The 19,227-nt window shown below is 60.3% G+C and carries 15 protein-coding genes and 1 pseudogene; 8 read left to right on the forward strand and 8 right to left on the reverse strand.

The features are described from left to right. The first annotated feature begins 76 nt into the window (after positions 1-76). The 8 genes from rbfA (at position 77) to pnp (ending at position 7,223) form a co-directional block, all read left to right on the forward strand. Positions 77-496 carry a 30S ribosome-binding factor RbfA gene (gene rbfA, locus SJY36_RS14175; RefSeq protein WP_037953962.1) on the forward strand — a complete coding sequence of 140 codons (420 nt, stop codon included), beginning with the start codon at positions 77-79 and terminating at the stop codon, positions 494-496. Beyond that, positions 493-1,239: a phosphodiester glycosidase family protein gene (locus SJY36_RS14180; protein WP_005850259.1), complete on the forward strand. Its 747-nt coding sequence runs from the start codon at positions 493-495 to the stop codon at positions 1,237-1,239. The genes rbfA and SJY36_RS14180 overlap by 4 nt, the downstream gene beginning before the upstream one ends. A 118-nt stretch (positions 1,240-1,357) precedes the next feature. Further along, a complete protein-coding gene (truB, locus tag SJY36_RS14185) occupies positions 1,358-2,275 on the forward strand; it encodes a tRNA pseudouridine(55) synthase TruB (RefSeq protein WP_386175969.1) in 918 nt (305 codons plus the stop codon). Beyond that, a complete protein-coding gene (locus SJY36_RS14190; protein WP_386175972.1) occupies positions 2,272-2,781 on the forward strand; it encodes a DUF1643 domain-containing protein in 510 nt (169 codons plus the stop codon). Before truB ends, SJY36_RS14190 begins: the two co-directional genes overlap by 4 nt. A gap of 105 nt (positions 2,782-2,886) precedes the next feature. Then, positions 2,887-3,831, forward strand: coding sequence for a calcium-binding protein (locus tag SJY36_RS14195; protein ID WP_386175975.1), 945 nt, complete (start codon positions 2,887-2,889; stop codon positions 3,829-3,831). 194 nt (positions 3,832-4,025) lie between these two features. After that, on the forward strand, positions 4,026-4,295 hold the full coding sequence (gene rpsO / locus SJY36_RS14200) for a 30S ribosomal protein S15 (protein ID WP_005850267.1): 270 nt from the start codon (positions 4,026-4,028) through the stop codon (positions 4,293-4,295). A gap of 103 nt (positions 4,296-4,398) precedes the next feature. After that, on the forward strand, positions 4,399-4,872 hold the full coding sequence (locus tag SJY36_RS14205; RefSeq protein WP_386175978.1) for a GNAT family N-acetyltransferase: 474 nt from the start codon (positions 4,399-4,401) through the stop codon (positions 4,870-4,872). Positions 4,873-5,087: 215 nt separating this feature from the next. Beyond that, positions 5,088-7,223: a polyribonucleotide nucleotidyltransferase gene (pnp, locus tag SJY36_RS14210; protein ID WP_009825473.1), complete on the forward strand. Its 2,136-nt coding sequence runs from the start codon at positions 5,088-5,090 to the stop codon at positions 7,221-7,223. An 87-nt stretch (positions 7,224-7,310) separates the two neighbouring features. Here the strand turns inward: pnp and SJY36_RS14215 are convergent, their stop codons facing one another. The 8 genes and pseudogenes from SJY36_RS14215 to SJY36_RS14250 form a co-directional block, all read right to left on the reverse strand. After that, the gene (locus tag SJY36_RS14215) at positions 7,311-8,543 is read right to left on the reverse strand and encodes a hypothetical protein (RefSeq protein WP_386175981.1); all 1,233 of its coding nucleotides are present in this window, start codon (positions 8,541-8,543) and stop codon (positions 7,311-7,313) included. Continuing rightward, positions 8,527-13,050 (reverse strand): hypothetical protein, encoded by a 4,524-nt coding sequence (locus tag SJY36_RS14220; protein ID WP_386175984.1) that lies wholly within the window; start codon positions 13,048-13,050, stop codon positions 8,527-8,529. The genes SJY36_RS14215 and SJY36_RS14220 overlap by 17 nt, the downstream gene beginning before the upstream one ends. Positions 13,051-13,147: 97 nt before the next feature. Then, complete coding sequence (locus SJY36_RS14225; protein WP_037942780.1) at positions 13,148-15,793, reverse strand: NEW3 domain-containing protein; 2,646 nt, start codon at positions 15,791-15,793, stop codon at positions 13,148-13,150. Positions 15,794-15,840: 47 nt separating this feature from the next. Beyond that, a complete protein-coding gene (locus tag SJY36_RS14230) occupies positions 15,841-16,353 on the reverse strand; it encodes a hypothetical protein (RefSeq protein ID WP_243250790.1) in 513 nt (170 codons plus the stop codon). 367 nt (positions 16,354-16,720) lie between these two features. Further along, positions 16,721-17,239 carry a DUF6505 family protein gene (locus SJY36_RS14235; protein WP_064217021.1) on the reverse strand — a complete coding sequence of 173 codons (519 nt, stop codon included), beginning with the start codon at positions 17,237-17,239 and terminating at the stop codon, positions 16,721-16,723. Next, on the reverse strand, positions 17,236-17,937 hold the full coding sequence (locus tag SJY36_RS14240) for a DUF4444 domain-containing protein (RefSeq protein WP_386175989.1): 702 nt from the start codon (positions 17,935-17,937) through the stop codon (positions 17,236-17,238). Before SJY36_RS14240 ends, SJY36_RS14235 begins: the two co-directional genes overlap by 4 nt. Beyond that, positions 17,934-19,002, reverse strand: a pseudogene (apbC, locus tag SJY36_RS14245) (iron-sulfur cluster carrier protein ApbC). Before apbC ends, SJY36_RS14240 begins: the two are co-directional and overlap by 4 nt. Further along, the gene (locus tag SJY36_RS14250) at positions 18,999-19,199 is read right to left on the reverse strand and encodes a DUF6494 family protein (protein ID WP_009825478.1); all 201 of its coding nucleotides are present in this window, start codon (positions 19,197-19,199) and stop codon (positions 18,999-19,001) included. The pseudogene apbC and the gene SJY36_RS14250 overlap by 4 nt, the downstream one beginning before the upstream one ends. Positions 19,200-19,227: the final 28 nt, after the last annotated feature.

Genomic DNA, 19,227 nt, shown 5'->3' on the forward strand with positions numbered 1-19,227 from the left:
ATGCTCCTTATTCGGTTCCGGTTTAGCGCGTGGTGATCTGCTTGGCAAAACCTCAGCGAACCCTTAGATGAAGCGCATGGCAAAGAACAAGTTTCATGAGGGCTCAGGCCCGTCGCAACGGCAGCTTCGCGTAGGCGAAACCATTCGTCGCGCCCTATCGGATGTTCTGGCGCGTGGCGATGTCCACGACCCTGAGCTGAACCGGATGTCGATCACCGTGGGCGAAGTACGCGCCTCCCCCGACCTGAAGATCGCGACGGCCTATGTGCTGCCTTTGGGCGGAGACGGTCAGGAAGACGTGCTTAAGCTGCTGGCGCGCAACAAGGGCGAGCTCCGCCGGTTGATGGCGAAGAAGCTGGTCCTGAAATACGCACCGGACCTGCGGTTCCAATTGGACGAAACGTTCGACCGTATGGACGAAACGCGCCGGATGCTGGCGCAGGACGTGGTGCGCCGCGATGCTGACGCCCCCGACCGCGGATCGGAAGACGCGTGAAACGGTTCTGGGCCGCGCTTGGCTTCATGGGCTGGGCCGCCGCGCCCGTCCAAGCCGAAACCTGCGAAACCCTGACCTATAACGGCACCGGCTATACCCTGTGCCACGTCGACCTGACGCAGGACCGGCTTGAGCTGTTCCTCTACGATGCGGACGGCAAGCCGCATGGGTATTTCAACACATTGAATACGGCGTTGAAAAAGCGCGGCGCACAGCTGGGCTTTGCGATGAACGCGGGCATGTATCACGATACCCGTGCGCCGGTGGGCTATTATCTTGAGAATGGCAAAGAATATCAGCAGGTGATCAGCAGCGACGGCCCCGGTAACTTTGGCCTGCTGCCCAACGGCGTGCTCTGCCTGCGCGACGGGCGTGCCGATGTGATCGAAACCAAAGCGTTTCTGCGCGACGCCCCCGACTGCCGCAGCGCCACACAATCGGGACCCATGTTGGTGATCGATGGCAAGATGCACCCGCGCTTTTTGAAAGATGGCACCTCGCGCTATATCCGCAACGGCGTTGGCACCAGCGCCGATGGCAAACGCGCGGTTTTTGCCATCTCGAACGAGACGGTGAACTTCTATGATTTCGCGCTGCTGTTCCGGGATCACCTAAAGCTGCCAAACGCGCTTTATTTTGATGGCAATATCTCGAGGATGCGCGCACCCGATCTGGGCCGCAATGACTTGGGCTTTAGCGCGCTTGGCCCTATCATTGGCGTCGTGAAGCCCGACGCGCCGTAACGCAACAAGAGTTTTCTTGCCTTCGGCGAGGATTTTTCACCATTTGGAAGCCAGAGTCTCTGGGCAATCTTGCCGGACCTTTGATAGGAGGCGGGCAAATCAGTTAAGGGCATTTGATATGGGACGCAGGCGCAAGGGACGGGATATTTCGGGGTGGTTGGTGGTGGACAAGCCCGCTGGCCCGACCTCTACGACCGTGGTGAACAAGGTCCGTTGGGCGCTGAACGCGAATAAGGCGGGCCATGCGGGCACCCTTGATCCCGAGGCCACCGGCGTTCTGGCGATCGCGCTTGGCGAGGCGACCAAGACGGTTCCCTTTATCACGGACGCGATGAAAGCCTATGAGTTTACGGTCCGCCTTGGGATCGCGACAAATACCGATGATGCCGAGGGCGAGGTCATCGCAACCTCGGAGCTGCGGCCTGATGACGACGCGATCAAGGATGCTTTGGGCAAATTTATCGGTGACATCCAGCAGGTGCCGCCGCAGTTTTCCGCAGTGAAGATCGACGGCCAGCGCGCCTACAAACTGGCGCGCGACGGTGAAACGATGGAGCTGGCAGCCCGCCCGCTTTTTGTCGAACAGCTACTGCTGGTGGACCGCCCCGATACCGACCACGTGACGTTGGAGATGGTGTGCGGCAAGGGCGGCTATGTCCGGTCGATTGCGCGCGATCTGGGGCAAGCCTTGGGATGTCTGGGCCATGTGCGCGAATTGCGCCGCATCTGGTCGGGCCCGTTCGAGGCCTCTGAAGGGCTGACGCTGGCGCAGATCGAAGAGATGGCGCGCACAGACGCTTTGGACGCGCATTTGCTGCCGTTAGAGCAAGGGTTGCAGGACCTGCCAGAGGTGAAAGCCACGCCGGAAGGGGCCACCCGTCTGCGCAACGGCAACCCCGGCATGGTGATCGCCCATGACGTTGAATATGGCGACGAGGTCTGGGCGTCGTTTGAGGGCCGCGCCGTTGCTGTTGGGCGTTTCAAGGCGGGCGAATTGCATCCGTCGCGTGTGTTCAACCAGCCCGGTTCTGCGTGATCACGCGCAGCCATACCAAGGGCGATGCGCCGTCGACGGCTGTCTATTCGGACTGCGAAAACTACCGCTACAGTCTGACCCGCGTCTGGCACCCCGAGGCGGAGCGGGTGCTGTTCGTCATGCTAAATCCGTCAAAAGCGACGGAAATCGAAAACGACCCAACGGTCGAGCGATGCGAGCGCCGTGCCCGCGCCTTGGGCTTCGGGGGGGTTCAGGTCACCAGTATCTTTGCCTGGCGCGAAACCAGCCCCAAGCTGATGCGTCAGGCCAAAGACCCCGTCGGCCCTGATAACGATATGATTTTGAACGAAGGTATCTTGTGGGCCGATCAGGTGATCGCGGCTTGGGGCACTCATGGCGCACATCTTGGACGGGGTGCGCAGGTGCAAGAATTGCTGTCGCGCAGCCAAACGCCCGTGTACCATTTGGGCCTGTCCAAGGACGGGCATCCCAAGCATCCTTTATATATCCGATATACTCAGGAACCGATTTTCTGGGGCCTTTAGGGCAAGCTTAACTTTCTTGATTCTATGATGCTGATGCGGCCTTGGGTTTTGGGGCTGTTTCATCTGTATCCCCGCGTGATGCGGGCAATAGGGTCGGGTTTGCACATGCTGTTTCTTGCCGGATTAATGGGGTTGATCACCGTCGGGGCCGCCGCCTTTATCGACATCGGGGTCGAGGAAGAGGAGTTTGCCACCGACGAAGATGCACCGGCCGGCGATGTGATCTCCGGCACCCCCCGGGATGACCTGATTATCGGCTCGGGCGGCAGCGATCAGATCGCGGGCGATGGCGGCAATGACCTTGTGGAGGCGCGGAATGGCGATGACACCGTTTTTGGGGACAGCGGCGATGATACATTGAGGGGCGGCGCGGGCAACGATGACCTGCATGGCAATGATGGCGATGATCTATTGGCAGGGGCCGAGGATGCGGATGGGCTTACCGGCCATAATGACGATGACATCCTGCAGGGCGGCGCGGGCCACGATACGCTAAACGGCTCTGCCGGGGGTGATACGCTCTTCGGGGATAGCGGGGATGACGCCGTGATGGGCGGTTTGGGCGATGACCTGCTGATTGGGGGGCGCGGGCAAGACGCGCTCTTTGGTGGATGGGGGAACGATACGCTTGACGGCACCGTCGATCCGGACCGGCAGGATGCGCGCGTCACCGATATCGACGAAGGGGATTACCTGAATGGCGGTGGCGGCGATGATGTGATCCTTGCGGGAACAAACGATACGGTGACCCCGGGCGCAGGGCGTGATGATGTGATCCTTGGCGATTGGGTCAGCCCCGATGGCATCGTCGATATCCGCAGTTTCGACATAGAAGATGACAGCCTGCTGCTGGTCTGGGACGACAGCGATGCAGCCGCGACAGCGCCCAAGGTGGCAGTTGAACCGGATCCGGAGGATCTGCACTCCCATCTGATTTCAATGGACGGGGCGATTGTGGCGATGGTGCAGTCGGACCAGTTGCTGATGCCGGGCGACCTATCGCTTATCCCCCTCAGCTCGGCCCTCGCTGCGGGGCTAACGCGCGGCTGAGCCGCCGATGCCCTCTCACCGGTCAAAGAAGCCAACGCGCCCCGCGACGCATTAATCCTTTGCCAAGGGGGCGAAACTTTCCTATACGCCCCCATCGCCCGATGATTCCTGTCAGCGGGTGATACTCCATGGGCCTGTGCTGGACGACATCCCGGCCTGTGCCATCACTTTAACCTTTCGAAAAGGAGACCCCGATGTCGATTACGCAAGAAGAAAAAGCACGCGTCATGAAAGAATTCGGCACCAAAGAAGGCGACACCGGTTCGCCCGAAGTACAGGTTGCCATTCTGTCCTCGCGCATCGCAACGCTGACCGAGCACTTCAAAACCCACAAGAAAGACAACCACGGTCGCCGTGGCCTTTTGAAAATGGTTGCGACACGCCGGAAGCTTCTGGACTATGTCAAAGGTAAAGATGACGCGCGTTATCAGGACCTGATCAAACGTTTGGGCCTGCGCCGCTAACCAGCGCTGCACCGCCACAACGATGAAAACCGCGCCCTGGCAACAGGGGGCGGTTTTTTCGTTTCCCCCTGTGCTTTAGTGATGTGCGCCACAAGGAGAGCCTATGCCAATCAACCTGCGTGACCTCGCCCCGCAAGATACCGATGCAGCCGCGTTGCTTTTCTTTGCCGCGGTGCATCAGGGCACCGCGGATGTATATGCGGCCGAACAACGCATCGCTTGGGCCGGGACAGCGCCCGCACCCGCCACATGGCGAGGGCGGTTTGATACCGTGTCGGGTATCGTGGCCGAGATAGACAACCGTATGGCGGGCTTCATGACCCTTGACCGCGAGGGGCTGATCGATCTGGCCTTTGTGCACCCCGATCATATGGGCACGGGCGTGGGGCGCACTGTCTATTTTGCCATCGAAGACCGTGCCCGCACATTCGGTGTGCGACGTCTTCGGACCTTTGCCAGCGAAAAGGCAAAGCCGTTTTTCACGCGTATGGGCTGGACCGTCGAGGCCCCCAATATCGTCACCAAAGGCGGGGTCACTTTGCAAAACTACAAGATGTTCAAGACCTTGTCAGGCTGACCCCCTTGCCGCTCTGCTGCGGCTTGCAATCTGTGGCGTGCAGAGCCGCGTGCAGCGATCAACGCTTCCCTTCCCATCGCAGGCAAACTGCTGTATGGCCGCACAATCTGAAAGCCGGCGCCCGGACTCCAGCGCCCGACAAAGAAGATACCGGAGTCAGGGGGAATATGCCCTCTACGCAAATGGCCCGATCCGGGCCGAAACAGGAAACGTAGATGTTTAATGTAACGAAAAAATCCATGCAGTGGGGCGAAGAGACGCTGACACTGGAAACTGGCAAAGTGGCCCGTCAGGCAGACGGTTCGGTGATTGCGACACTGGGCGAAACCAGCGTCATGGCGAACGTCACCTTTGCACGCCAGCAAAAACCCGGTCAGGACTTCTTTCCGCTGACCGTCCACTACCAAGAGAAATACTATGCCGCCGGTAAAGTACCGGGTGGCTTCTTCAAGCGTGAGGCCCGCCCCACCGAGAAGGAAACCCTGACAGCCCGTCTGATCGACCGTCCGATCCGTCCGCTGTTCGTTCCCGGCTTCAAAAACGAAGTTCTGGTGATGTGTACTGTTCTCAGCCACGATCTGGTTAACGATCCCGACATGGTCGCGATGATCGCTGCCTCCGCAGCGCTGACCATTTCCGGTGCGCCGTTCCGCGGCCCGATCGGTGCCTGCCGCGTTGGTTTCGAGGATGGCGATTACGTTCTGAACCCGACCGTCGACGACATGCAGGACCTGCGCCTGAACCCTGATCAACGTCTTGATCTCGTTGTCGCCGGCACCAAAGAAGCCGTGATGATGGTTGAATCCGAAGCCTATGAGCTGTCGGAAGAGGAAATGCTGGGTGCGGTGAAATTCGCGCACGAGCAGATCCAGCCTGTTATCGACCTGATCATCGATCTGGCCGAAGACGCCGCGAAAGAGCCGTTTGACTTCCAGCCGGTTGACTATTCGGACCTGTCCGCTGCTGTCAAAGCCGCTGGCGAAGACGCCATGCGCGCCGCCTTTGCAATCGCCGACAAGCAAGAGCGCACCGCCGCTGTTGCCGCTGCCCGCGAAACAATCAAAGCCGCGCTGACCGAAGAGCAACTGGAAGACGCGAACCTCGGGTCCGCTCTGAAAGGCCTCGAAGCGTCCATCCTGCGTGGTGACGTGGTTAAAACCGGTAAGCGTATCGACGGCCGTAAGACCGACGAAATCCGCGACATCGTGGCCGAAACCGGCATCCTGCCCCGTACACACGGGTCGTCGCTGTTCACACGTGGCGAAACACAGGGTCTGGTTGTGACCACTTTGGGCACCGGCGATGACGAACAGTTCATCGATGCGCTGCACGGCAACTTCAAATCCAACTTCATGCTGCACTATAACTTCCCGCCCTATTCGGTTGGTGAAGTTGGCCGTGTCGGTGGCCCCGGCCGTCGCGAAATCGGTCACGGCAAGTTGGCTTGGCGTGCGTTGCAGGCGGTTCTGCCTGCCTCCACCGACTTCCCCTACACCATCCGCGTTGTGTCCGAGATCACCGAATCGAACGGCTCCAGCTCGATGGCGTCGGTTTGCGGTGGCTCCTTGTCCATGATGGACGCAGGTGTGCCATTGAAAGCGCCCGTCGCGGGTGTTGCCATGGGTCTGATCCTGGAAGAAGACGGCTCCTACGCGATCCTGTCCGACATCTTGGGTGACGAAGACCACCTGGGCGACATGGACTTTAAAGTGGCCGGTACCGAAGCAGGTATCACGTCGCTGCAAATGGACATCAAGATCGCCGGCATCACGCCCGAGATCATGGAGAAAGCTTTGGCACAAGCCAAAGCCGGCCGTGTGCACATTCTGGGCGAGATGAACAAAGCCATCTCCGGCGCGGGTGAATTCTCTGTCCACGCCCCACGCATCGAAACGATGCAGATCCCAACCGACAAGATCCGTGAAGTGATCGGGTCCGGCGGTAAAGTGATCCGCGAGATCGTTGAAGTGTCCGGCGCGAAAGTCGACATCAACGACGAAGGCATCATCAAGATCGCATCGCCAAACGGCGACTCGATCAAGAAAGCCTATGACATGATCTGGTCCATCGTGGCCGAGCCTGAAGAAGGTGCGGTTTACACCGGTACCGTCGTCAAGATCGTTGATTTCGGTGCCTTCGTGAACTTCTTTGGCAAGCGCGACGGTCTGGTCCACGTATCCCAGATCGAAAACCGCCGCCTGAACCACCCTTCGGATGTTCTGAAGGAAGGTCAGGAAGTGAAAGTGAAGCTGCTTGGCTTTGACGATCGCGGCAAGGTGCGCCTGTCGATGAAAGTTGTCGATCAGGAAACCGGCGAAGAGATCAAGAAAGAAGAAGGCGGCGAAGCGTAAGCTTCTCCACCCCTTCTGAAATGACGAAAGCCCCGGCCTATGTGCCGGGGCTTTTTTTGTGCCGTGACGGATTTGTCCCGTTTGGCTTTAGCTTTCCATAAAGCTGTCCAGACGGTCCCAGAGCGAGTTATCCAGCAGCAGCTTGAAGCGCAGGTAGAAACCTTCCTGATACAGATCGCTGCGCAGGGCCGACTTGTTCATCGCGCGGTTATAGCCCAGTGCAACCAGCGCACCTTTGGTGGGGGCAAACCCGATCTCTGCGCCGATACCGTTGGTGGCATTGCCTTGGTTGTCCCACAAATGCGCGGCGTTCAAGCCGATCTGGAACCGGTTGTCGCCGAACTCGTAGTTAAAGCCAGCCTGCACCAGTTGGGTGGTGGCGCGGGCAGAGAACCCGCCAAGGGTGGTCAGCTTTTGCGACTGGCCCGCGTATTTCGCGTTCAGGCGCAGGTCGGCGTCTACTTCATAGGCCGCGTCTACGGACCACATATGGGTCACCGATTTGGTCTCGCGCTGTTCGATGCGGTGCTCGTACCATGCCAGCACTTCGAGGCGTGGATCGTGAACCGGACGGTAGGCGATACCCGCACGCGACCGGATCCGGCGGTGGTCACGACCGTCGCGCTTGTCCAGTGCAACACGGGTACGGCCCAGCACGGTGAAGTCAGGTGTGATCTTACCCGCGATGCCAAAGCTGGCGTAATGGGTGTTGCCACTGTCTTCAAAGGTGGTGTCCGCGTCGGCATCGCCCACCCAGCTTTCCGCGCTGGACCCCCACTTCGCGCCAAGGGCAACGCTGGTCAGACGGTGATCGTCGCTTTCCATGCTGCGGGAATGTTCAATCCCGAAGCTGAAGCTGGTGTTCCCGTTCATGGCCCATTTGCCCATCATCGCCTGGGTAAACATGGTGTCCGAAGATCCCAGACCTTTGACGAAATCGGTGCTTCCGCGCAGCCAGTCATTCAGGTCGTAAGAGAAACCCAGCTTGGAGTGTGTGGTCACGGTGTCGTCGCCAAAGGTCATTTCGACCTCGCTATAGGCACGCCAGCCGGGCACGGGCTCGCGGTACATGCCCAGGGTCAGCTCTGTCGGACGGTCCGAGCCGCCAAAGGGGTGACGCAGCTCTGCGGTGATGACGGTGCCGGGGCGGTTCGCAGGGGTCCAGTGGCCGCCAAGGATCAGACCGGGATGGGCCTTCTTCGAGGTTGCGGTGTGATCCAGGCGATACTCCAGCCCGATGTAGCCTTTGAAGTTCGTGCTGAACTCTTTGGCATAGACGGCATCCACGGTCAGACGCTCGATGTCAGAAGGTGCGGTCACGTACATAGTCCACACCAAGAACAAAGTCGCTGGTCCCGTCGATCTCAAAACCGTAGTTCAGACGTGCGCGGGTGGTGCCGGGCAGTGCCAGACCGCCGCGCGAGGCAAACTTCTCGCCGGTGTGAACCATCTCGAAGTTGAAGTGTCCGGTTTCCTTGCGGATGTCGTAGGACAGACGGTAGGCGGTATCCGATACGCCATTTGCATCTTCGGAGCGCGCAGCCTCGGCTTCCCACACGCCACCCTGCGTCCCCTCGTGACGGATATAGGCAGAGTGCAGACGCTCGCGGGCGGTGTTGCCACGGTCGGCATCGGCATGCACAATACGTGCGCCAACGGTGGTGCGGTCGGTCAGCGCGAGGTTCACCTCACCGCCATAGAGCCAGTAGCGGTCGGCCCCTTCCACATCGACTTCGTAGGTGACGCGCACCGACACAGGGTTGCCCTGACCGTCGAACTGGCGCACCGCATCGTCAAAAGTGATCGAGTTGCCAAAGAAGTCCAGCAGGTAGTCGCTGCCGCGGCGCAGCGGCGTGGTCGAGATGACATCCCCGCCCTCTTCATCGCGCACCAGCAGTTCAACCCGCTCGGAGCCTTGTACATAGCCGTCCAGATCCAGGTCATAGGGGCCGGACACACCACGCCCGAGGAATTCCTGCACGCGCTGCTCTTGGGCGGTACGGGCACCGAACAGGGTCACGCCGACCTTGTCGTTTTCCCAATGGGCTTTGGCACCGGTCACCACACGACGCATGCCGTCAAGCTTCAGCGCGCTGGCTTCGGGTTCGATCGCGATGTCACCGTAAAGGATGTACGAACGACCCTTCTCGACCTTAACGTACAGGTTTTCCGAGGATTGCGCGTCGAAGCCACGTTCGGAGTTGTCACCATACACAGGGTAGAACTCGTCGCCACGAATGTCGCGGAACAGACGGTCTTCGGTGTCACGGTCCGAGCTATAGCGCAGTGTCAGCAGCGCATCACCCGAGATCACGCCCTTAAGGTACACTTCACCCCGCAGACCGGTGGTTGTGTCTTCGAAAGAGCTGAAACGATCCGCGTCCAGCAGCTCACCCTTCGCACCGCCCAAGGCCACGGCCCCTTCGATCACGCCAACCATGATGCGCTGGTCCAGATCAGGTGTGAAAGTGATGGTTTCTTCGGCGCGGCCAAAGGCACCGCTGATGGTGATACGGTCTGTGCCTGCAACCTGTGGCGGGATCAGCCCAAAGGTGGCCTCGCCGTTGTCCAGATAGACCTGCACGCCGGGGGTGCCTTCGCGGATGTCGGCCACGTCCCACAGGGCCAGCTTGGCGCTAAGGGTCACGGTACCGGAGGCAGGTACAGGCATGCCACGGGCATCCAGCACACGCACCACAACCGGGATCACATCGGTCGGCGATGCGGGCGCGGTGTCGGGCATGATCACCTCGAATTTGGCGGGCTTGCCGGGGGCAACCACGGTGATTTCCCCGCGGACACGTTCGATGCCGAAACCGTCACGGCCGACCAGCGTCAGGGTGTTCTGCCCCGCGTCCAGTTTCACCGCGACAAAATCCAGTGCCTGCGTGTTGTTCTTCTCGAAGCTTGTACGCTCGCCTACGCGGTCGCTGCTCAGCTCGCGGCCGTTCACTAGCAGGCCCAGCGACAGATCGCCCTTGCCCTTGACGCGCACGCTTTGGGTGCGGCGATCCAGTGTCTGACCGTTGGTCAGGTCCACGAAACCGGGTGCATCGTCCAGCGTTTTGATCAGCATCTCGAGCGACTGGCGCTGTGCCTTGCCAGACGCTTTCTCAGAGACGGAGTTCGCCGCGCGGTTTTCATCCAGACGCTGCATCAGACGCGAGGTCAGCTGCGTGGTGGTCGCCACACCGGCTTCGCTGCGCACCGAACGTACCGGCGCACGCTGGCCTTCAATCGGCAGGTCGGCAGCGGTCAGCGCGTTGGATTGCGGCTGCTCGGCAAAGTACTTCTGACGCTGGTCAACCTCGGCCATCGCTTCGGGGGTGCAGTCCAGCACGGCGAAGTGCTCGGCGCGCAGTTCCCCCTTGCGCAGCGGGATCAGGCGCGACCCACCACGCAGCAGATCGTTGGTGCGGGTTACGGTCACTTCGGTACCAACGGGCAGGGTTTCGTCCTGCACAAGGAACGCATGGGTCACGGGGCGCAGACCGAAAAGAGAGTATTTACCATCCAAATCGGTCACAACCGACAGGCCCTCTTGGGTCACGATACGGACGCCGGGGATGCCTGGTTCAGTGTGGTCGCCACGGATACCGTCTTTGTCACAGTCCATAAAGACCGACCCGATGACAGTGGCTTCGCGGGCGAAGACACCACCGCTGTTGTTCAGCTTGACCATTGCGCGGGCAGTCTGGGACTGCATCACGGTACCGGTGCCCGCCTGACGACCCGTCAGAACCGCGGTGTTCTCGTTGCGGCCTTCGCGGGCGGCTGCGGTGAACTGCATGACATAGGTCAGCTCGTGGCTCGACAGGGGGGCCAGCATGCCCAGGTCATAGGTCATGTCACCCGACGCATCGACGGCAGGGTCTTCCATTGTCTCGCCGTTGAAGGTCACCGACCCTGCAACCAGCTGGCTGCCAAAGGCGGGGCGATCCATAATTTCGGCACCGATCAGCGCCTGGTTCATGTTGTTGGTGAAGTTCAGGGTGTAGACCACGAACTCGCCCGCGCCGACCATCTCCTTGTCGGCCTGCTTGTCCAGCGCCAGCGGTACGCCATAGTGTGGGTCCGCAGGAATGTCCGAGATATCGAGCATCCCACCCGCGTGGCGGAAGCTTGCCATATAACCGGCCCCCGCAACGCGACGGTTAAAGCCAGGGAAGTCGGCGCGCACGGAAGGAACCTCCCATGCGGGGGCGTTCATCACGGCATACTGGTATTCACCGGCAGGCATGTCACCGAAGCTGAAGAAGCCGCGGGCATCGGTCATACGGCGCGCCATTTCGGCACCGCTGTTCATGTCCATCAGCGCGATGGCCACATCACCGATCGGCTCGTTGGTCAGCGCATTGAACAGGAAGTTACCGGGGGTGATCAGCAGCTCGTCTTGCAGCGCGGCACCGGCACAATCGGCAATGGCGATCAGACGGTCACCGTCGGTGGTCGCGATCACATTGTCGCCGGATACGGGCACATCCATCCGCGCCATAGGGACGGCGGCGGTAAGGAAAACACCATTGTTAGGGTCTGTTTCTGTGGCGGTCACACGCTCTACATCGCCGGTCAGGAAGCTGCGCAGCGTGATGATCGCACGATCTGCGGACATCGTTTCGTTGCACGCACCGGCGGTCAGACGCAGGCGGGTATCGCTGTTTGGCACAGCATGAGGCTGGTCTGCTGCGGTTTCAGGATGTTCAAAGTGCAAGGCACCGGTCCCGGCAGCATCGCGGCTGTAAACCGTTGTGTTAGAGTCTACATCAACTGTGCGATCTTCCATTTTCACGAAGCTGCGCGCGGTGTTGGCGACCTCTACGTCGCCCAGGTTCATGGGAACCGTCACAGTGAACGCAGGGTCGCGGGCAAAACCGATTTCATAGTCGCCCTCGTGAAAGAAAGCCACGGCGTCGACCTCGCCAGCAGGGCGCGCCGTCTGGTAATCATGACGCGCATCGCCTGCCGCGTGATACAGCGCAACCATGCCGCTTGGGTCGGTGATGCTGTGGAAACGGGCGTTCAGTGGCACCTCGTCGCGCAGCAGAACGCCTGTGGCGGCGGCCCCGTCGATGCGGATCTGGGCACCGTGTACGTCACCATAAGCCAGCACATCACCGTCCGAGTCGTTGCGCAGGCGCAGCATGTAGGTCAGCTGTGTTTCGTCTTCCATCTCGCGGACGGATTGTTCCTTTTGCAGCTCAAGCGAGCTGCCCATGATGGTGGTCTTGCCAGCTGCGGCACCCGTCAGGATGCGCCGGGCCGCGAAGCCTATGGTGCTTGTGGCGGATACCGACAACACCGACTGCATCAGCGTGGCGGGCGTGGCGTAGAAGGAGGTGCGGAATTCGTAGATGAGCTGAGCACTGTCGCCCACATCCATGAACATCGGCGCGCCTGCGCTGATCGTGGCTTCGCCATTGTCGATGCGGCCATTGGCATTCGCGTCATAGACAAGGCGGGCGTCGTTCATCATGGCGGCACCCTCTTGGTGCTGCATGGTCATGGCGGCGTTCAGCGGGACGTTCCCGATGTTGGCGACCTCGAAGTAGTATTGCGCCATCGCGCCACGGGTCAGCATCAGTTCGGAGTATCCGTTGACATCCAACGCAGGCACTGCGGCTACTTTGGCGTCTACGGCGTTCGAGTATACAGTCTCGATGATGCCCAGCGCTTCGTTAAAGTAGGTGGTCTGCGCGACGTTCCGGATGAAGGTTCCTGCGGGTACCTGCTTGGCAGCGGCGCCGTGCGGCAGGAGGGAGATCACCAGCGCGACGATCCAGAAACACGACATCATGCGGAGGGCGGTTTTGTGAAAGTTGCGGTCCATTTGATCAATCCCTGTTCTATCTTTTCTAAGAGGAGAGGAAGTGTGGTTCCCCCGGAGCGAGGGGGGGAAGGGTGCTCCGGGGAAACCTGGGGTTCGTTTACTCGTCCACCTGAACGGTGAATTCTAGCGTGGCGAACCCACCCGGAAGGACCGTGCCGTGGTCGCTCGAGATGTTGCTCGAGGTGACTGTGGCGGTGCTACCTGCCGGGAAGAGCGTCTCGCTGCATGTGCCACCACAGTCGGTTACCGATGTGTAGGCAGGGGCGGCATCAGAGATGATGACGTTTGCAGCGGGAGAGGAGCCGGTGTTTTCAGCTTCCACTTTGTAGCGGATGCACTGACCGGGAGAGACGTCCTGACGGGTCTTGGTAAAGGTCCCGACCGTGCCGTCGCAGTTGGCGTCGATGTACTGGTACTTGCTCAGCGTGACGTCGCCAGAGATGATCACGATCCGGTCTTCTACTGCGTTGTCGGCAGTATCCGCGTCGGTCGCTGTGCCACCGTTCAGCGAGGGATCAAGGCTGATGGTACCGATTTCGGTCACACCGCTTGTCGCTGTCGATGGTGTTTGCACACGGTAGATGACCGAGATGCTTTCACCGGGGGCAAGCCCGTTCACACCAGCCGAGACACCGTCCGTCAGATCATCAAAGTTGTCGATCACCAGCTCGGAGGGGTCGATCACACCGTTGCCGTTGGCATCCCAGAACAAAGCGCCCGAGAAGTTGTTCAACCCTGTGTCGTTGATCGCACCTTCGGTGATCGCAACGTTACCGGTGTTGGTGATGGTGTGCACCATGTCGACGATACCACCGGGCGAGGCCTGGGCGTTCTGGTCATCGATGATCTCTACGTTGTAGATCTCGTTCACGGTCACTTCGTTGACGATCCGGTCGCCTTGGCCCGAGACAGAGGACACCAGCGCGATGTCGACCAATGTGTCACCCGGTGCCTGATCTGCCGGCGGGGTTACCACAACGGTGAAGGTATCGCTTGCACCAGCAGGGATGGTCCCGGTGTTGCTGATCGCGGACCCGTCAGCGGAGCGGAATTCGACGGTCCAACCGGCGGGCAGCGCTTGTGCCAGCGAGAGGTTGTAGCTGTCGGATACCGGGCCGTTGTTTTCAACGACCATGTCGTAGGTGACCGGTGCACCTGGATCGGTGGCATAGTTCACCCAAGGCGCGCCGCCGTTGGTGGGGTCAAGGCCATCGCCTTCGGAGCCTGCGACTGCGTTCTCAAGATCAACGGCAGAGGCAAGGATCGCACCGGTGAAGGTCGCTGTCGATGTATCCGAAACACCCGAGGCATCGGAGGTGGTGGATACGGTGGCGTTGAAGTTGGCAGCAGCCGTTGGGGCCACATCCGTTGGCAGTGTTGCGATCAAGGTGACCTTGGCGCTGTCACCCGCTGCAAGCGGACCGACGGAACCGATGATCGGTGTCACACCGTCTGCACCCACAAAGCGGAAGGTTGTGCCCGCGGGGTAGTCGATGTTGCTGACATCAAGCGTCAGGCTGTCGGTCTGGTTCGACCGGTTGGTCAGCACGAATTCATGCTTCACTGTGCCACCCTGGGCCGCATCGCCAGTTTCGGTCACGACATCGTTGTTTGCCGCGTCATCATCTGTTGCCGAAGCCGTCGTTGGATCCGCCGCACCAGCACCGTCGATGGCTGTATCAGCGATGGAGACCGCGAATTGGTCATCCACAATGATCGAAGCTGTGTTCGAGGGTGGGAAGGCAACGTTGTCGATTTCCTGTGTGGCGACGTTTTCAATGATACCCGCATCAGCAGTGTCGAGGATCACAGCTTGGAACGTCACACTACCGGAGCGGCCGGAACCGACGCTCGAGATGTTGAAGTTGACGCTCTGGCCGTTGGTATCAAAGGCGATTGTCTCGCCCGAGCCATTGGTCGCATCGACCGAAGAAGACCCGTTGGCGTCATCCAGAATACCCGCGGCGTCAGACCACCGTGCCGAACCGGGCACATAGGCCAAGCGACCGTCCAGAATGTCATCGACGGTATAGTTGTTCGCAGCAGCCAGACCGGTGCTGGAATATGTCAGCTCGATGCTCACGGTATCGCCGGCATCGACGATGTTGGGGTTACCACCGGACGCTGCATCAGCGACCATGGATTTGACCAGTTCGACAATCGCGTCGTTCGAGATGGTTAGCGTATCGGTGTTGACGGCTGTCTCTGTGCCATCAAGATCAGACCTTGCGGTCACTGTGATGCTGTCCGACCCTGTTGCGTTGGAGGGGACAGAGACTTCGATGACGACGCCGAACTGCTCGCCCGGTGCCAATGTTGGCGTTTCGGTCAGCGGTGTGGCGCTATCGGCGACACCATCCATGTTCGCATCCGGATAGAAGACGATGGCAGAGGTATCGAGCGTGCCTGTGTCTGTCTCTACTGCGGTCAGTGCGAAGAAGTCTGCGCCGTTCCCTTCGTTGGTAACAATGTGCGGCAGGAAGGCTTTACCACCGGGTGCGATGGTTTCGTTGTTGTCCGAGGTCAATGTCACGCCAGCAACCTGCTGAACGATCGTTTCAACCGTGTTCGACGTGACCGTGATGGTATCGCCGGCTTGGTTTGTATAGGTCGCAACCGCTTGGTTGCCGATCACGGACCCGGCTTCTGGTGCGGCGGCCAAAGCAGCTGCGCCAAATGCGGCGGTAACCGCCATCGCGCTTGCAGAGCGCATGAAGAAAGATTGATGTTTCACGTTAGTCATTCCTTTGATTTATCTAGATTAGGTAAATTGGATCAGGTTCCCCCCGATCAGTTGACGCGCACCCGATAGCTGTTGAGTGCGATTTCGCCTGACTCCAAAGGTTCGCTGAGCGTCCAACGGACGGCAGCGATCTGATCCTCAGGAAGTGGTTCTGGTTGAAGTGTGCCATCTGCACCGGCGACCATGCGGGTGGCGGGAAGTGTGGACCATTCAAGGCCATCGTTTTCAGGGTCGAGATCAGCCTGGACTTCGAACACGGCCTTGATCGATGTGCTCTGTGCGCCAAGCGTCAGGGTGACCCCTTCGGGTACGGGGGCCGCAATAACGATCCCCGCAAGTGCGTCTGCAGTCGTGTTCTCGTGCTGCAGTTGGTATTGGATGACCTCGCCAGGGCGCACGGTGCCCCGCTCGATCAACTCCTCTTCGCCACCGTCATTGGTTTCGACGATGCGGAAAGAAAATGTGCTGGAAAGTGCGTCAGCAAAAGCCGGCACGCCGGCGACAGAAATCGCGACACCAGCAAGCAGTGCACGGGCGATTTGTTGAGTTTTGAAAGTCATAATTTTTCCCCTAGTTGCCGACCACCGCCGGCGGTTTTGATGAACCGGCCCAGTGTTTGGGCTGTCCTGAACTCATCATCAGGGGAAATGTCTCGGGGTGCATTCTCGCTTAGGGCTAGGTTTTTGATCTACTGGGCAGCCCCCTACCCGTCCGTATATGCGGCGCTATCAATTCGATGGCGAAACACGCAATTCGCGCGGTGATTGCAGACGCAAACCCGCATCGCGCCGCGCAAAGCAGGCGATTCACCCTCATGTAAAAGGGCGTTGATTCTATTTATTTTGGGGAATGTTTCGCCCGATCCGGGCCCAGATCAGGGAAAACCCCGACCGGATAGCCGGACAGGGCGTTTCGTATAGTTAACTGTCAGTGAGAATGGCCGTGCCCGCCATGATCGTCATCGTCTAACGATCCGTGTACCGCAAACTGGTCAATTCCCGCATCCTGCGGTTCAATGAAGCGATAGCTTTCGCGCACACCGCTGTCGGAAAGCTCGCGTGCGACGGTCAGCAAGGTGTTTGGCGCGTGGTCGGCGCAAAGCTCCATCATCTGGGCGACTTCCTCTTCCGCGACGGGGCGGGCCGCTTCGGGCGATGGCGCGCCATAGATCTCGACGAAATGCTTCATCAGCTGCAAGGTGATCGCTTCAACCTCGAAGGGTTCGGCTTTGGTCACAGCGACAAAGGTGACGCGGCCAAACGTCTCTACGCCCATCCAGCCATTCGCGAAGGCCTGCCGCGCCTTGCCGGTCAGATCACCTTCGGACCAGTTCGAAAATTCGAACCCGCCAGAGACGCACCATTCGCCCGTGCGCGCGGGCGTGTGGAACACATTGCGGTCGCTTTCATCAAAGTGGATGGCGCGGGCGAGGAAAAGATCGCTCATGGGGCTGGCTCCAGCAGGTCGGTCAGAGGGATAAGATGCGTGGTCGTATCGGTTTTCAGCAGCAGGCCAAAGTTTTCGTCGATACCGGTAAAGTCGCCCGTCAGATCGCCATAGGTGATCTGATCGCCCATGGCCCAGGCCAATCCGGTCCATTCCTTATGCAAGGGGCCCGCGCCCTCGTCATCCCAGCGGTTCAGCGCCACCAGCATATGCCGCGCCCAGGCCTCTAGCAGCTCGACCGGGCTCACCTCGGCACACCCCTCGCCATAAAGCGTGGTGACATCCGGCGTTTCGCCCGGCGTGTCGGATTGCGGCAATAGCTTCACGTGAAACGCAACGACCAGCCAGTCGGGCACGTGATGAGGGTCTGTATCAGACGCCGCCGCCCGCATCTGGCCGCAGATCGCACCGTTCAAACGCAGATCGCCGTTCCACGCGAGATGCACCCCCACCTCTGGCGGGGCGAGCGCGCCAAGCGCGTTCTGGAAGCCCACCGCACAAAGCGGGAGCATCGCCATCGCTTGGGCCAGCGGCACCTCGGGCGCAAAGACGATGGCGGCCTGCAATACGCTTGGCCCCAGATTATACAGCACCAGCCCCGCATCACACCCCTGCCGCGCCTCTGCGCAGGCCTGAGCGAACGGGTCCTCCGCCTGTACGCCGGTCAACAAAGGGGGGAAGACGGGGCTGTCGCTCATGCGTGCCCGCCCGCGATCAGGGCCTTGGCCACCTTGCGGAAGCCTTCGGCCTGCGTGCTGTCGGGTTTCGACACCACAATCGGCGCGCCCCCGTCAGCCGCGACACGAATATCCAGATGCAACGGAATCTCGGCCAACAAAGGCACGCCCAGCTTTTCAGCCTCGGCGGCGACGCCCCCATGCCCAAAGACATGTTCCTCGTGCCCGCAGTTAGAGCAGATATGCGTGCTCATGTTCTCGATCATCCCGAGGATCGGGGTCTTCAGTTGGTTGAACATGTCGATCCCCTTACGGGCATCCAGCAGCGCCACGTCCTGCGGTGTGCTGACGATGATCGCGCCGTCCACATGGGCCTTTTGCGCCAGCGTCATCTGCACATCGCCGGTGCCGGGGGGCAGATCAACAATCAACACATCCAGCGCGCCCCATTGGACCTGCATCATCATCTGCTGCAACGCGCCCATCAGCATCGGCCCGCGCCAGACGACCGCCTGATCGTCATTGGTCATCAACCCGATCGACATCATCGTCACGCCAAAGTTGCGCATCGGCAGGATCGTCTTGCCATCGGGGGACGCAGGCCGCCCGGACACGCCCAGCATCCGCGGCTGCGAGGGGCCGTAGACATCGGCATCCAGCATGCCCACGCGACGCCCTTCGGCGGCCAGCGCACAGGCAAGGTTCGCGGCAACGGTAGATTTACCCACCCCGCCCTTGCCCGACGCAATGGCGATGATCCGGTCCACGCCGGGGATCTTCTCGGGCCCCGCGGGTTCGGACTTGCGCCCCAGCTTCAGGTCGGGCGGCGGTGCCTGCTTGGAATGGGCCGTCAGCACGGCCGAGACAGAAGGCAACGCCCTCAAGCGCCTTTACAGCCGCGTCGGCCTCGTCGCGCAGCTTGGCGTAGGCGTCGGCGTGGCTCGGGTTGACCTCAAGCACAAAGCGCACCGCGCCGTCGTCGACGGTCAGCGCCTTCACAAGCCCAAGCTCTACAATATCCTTACCGGAGACGGGATCGTTCAGGGTTTTCAGGCAGGCCAGTACGGCATCACGGGTGACGCTCACGCTTCGGACTGCCCTTGGATCTTGCCAGTCACGACATGTTCAAGGTCCAGCCCGTCGATGGTCAGCACCACCTTGGCCTCGAATGTCTTGCCGCCGGTGTCGCCGTTTTCGCGCATCGCTTCTTCGATCGCCTGCTGCGAGGTCACCCCGACCTGCTTGAGGAACTTGCGCATCGACATGTTGAAATCATCGCTCATGATTTTCTCCTGTTCTTTGGGTGGGTCG

It is taken from the genome of Sulfitobacter sp. R86518, assembly GCF_042466275.1.
Taxonomy (GTDB): Bacteria; Pseudomonadota; Alphaproteobacteria; order Rhodobacterales; family Rhodobacteraceae; genus Sulfitobacter; species Sulfitobacter pontiacus.

Bases quoted from the DNA above. Each gene is read 5' to 3' on its own strand.
- rbfA (WP_037953962.1), top strand. From the start codon at position 77: ATGGCAAAGAACAAGTTTCATGAGGGCTCAGGCCCGTCGCAACGGCAG.
- truB (WP_386175969.1), top strand. From the start codon at position 1,358: ATGGGACGCAGGCGCAAGGGACGGGATATTTCGGGGTGGTTGGTGGTG.
- SJY36_RS14195 (WP_386175975.1), top strand. From the start codon at position 2,887: ATGCTGTTTCTTGCCGGATTAATGGGGTTGATCACCGTCGGGGCCGCC.
- rpsO (WP_005850267.1), top strand. From the start codon at position 4,026: ATGTCGATTACGCAAGAAGAAAAAGCACGCGTCATGAAAGAATTCGGC.
- SJY36_RS14205 (WP_386175978.1), top strand. From the start codon at position 4,399: ATGCCAATCAACCTGCGTGACCTCGCCCCGCAAGATACCGATGCAGCC.
- pnp (WP_009825473.1), top strand. From the start codon at position 5,088: ATGTTTAATGTAACGAAAAAATCCATGCAGTGGGGCGAAGAGACGCTG.
- SJY36_RS14220 (WP_386175984.1), bottom strand. From the start codon at position 13,050: ATGGACCGCAACTTTCACAAAACCGCCCTCCGCATGATGTCGTGTTTC.
- SJY36_RS14225 (WP_037942780.1), bottom strand. From the start codon at position 15,793: ATGACTAACGTGAAACATCAATCTTTCTTCATGCGCTCTGCAAGCGCG.
- SJY36_RS14230 (WP_243250790.1), bottom strand. From the start codon at position 16,353: ATGACTTTCAAAACTCAACAAATCGCCCGTGCACTGCTTGCTGGTGTC.
- SJY36_RS14235 (WP_064217021.1), bottom strand. From the start codon at position 17,239: ATGAGCGATCTTTTCCTCGCCCGCGCCATCCACTTTGATGAAAGCGAC.
- SJY36_RS14240 (WP_386175989.1), bottom strand. From the start codon at position 17,937: ATGAGCGACAGCCCCGTCTTCCCCCCTTTGTTGACCGGCGTACAGGCG.
- SJY36_RS14250 (WP_009825478.1), bottom strand. From the start codon at position 19,199: ATGAGCGATGATTTCAACATGTCGATGCGCAAGTTCCTCAAGCAGGTC.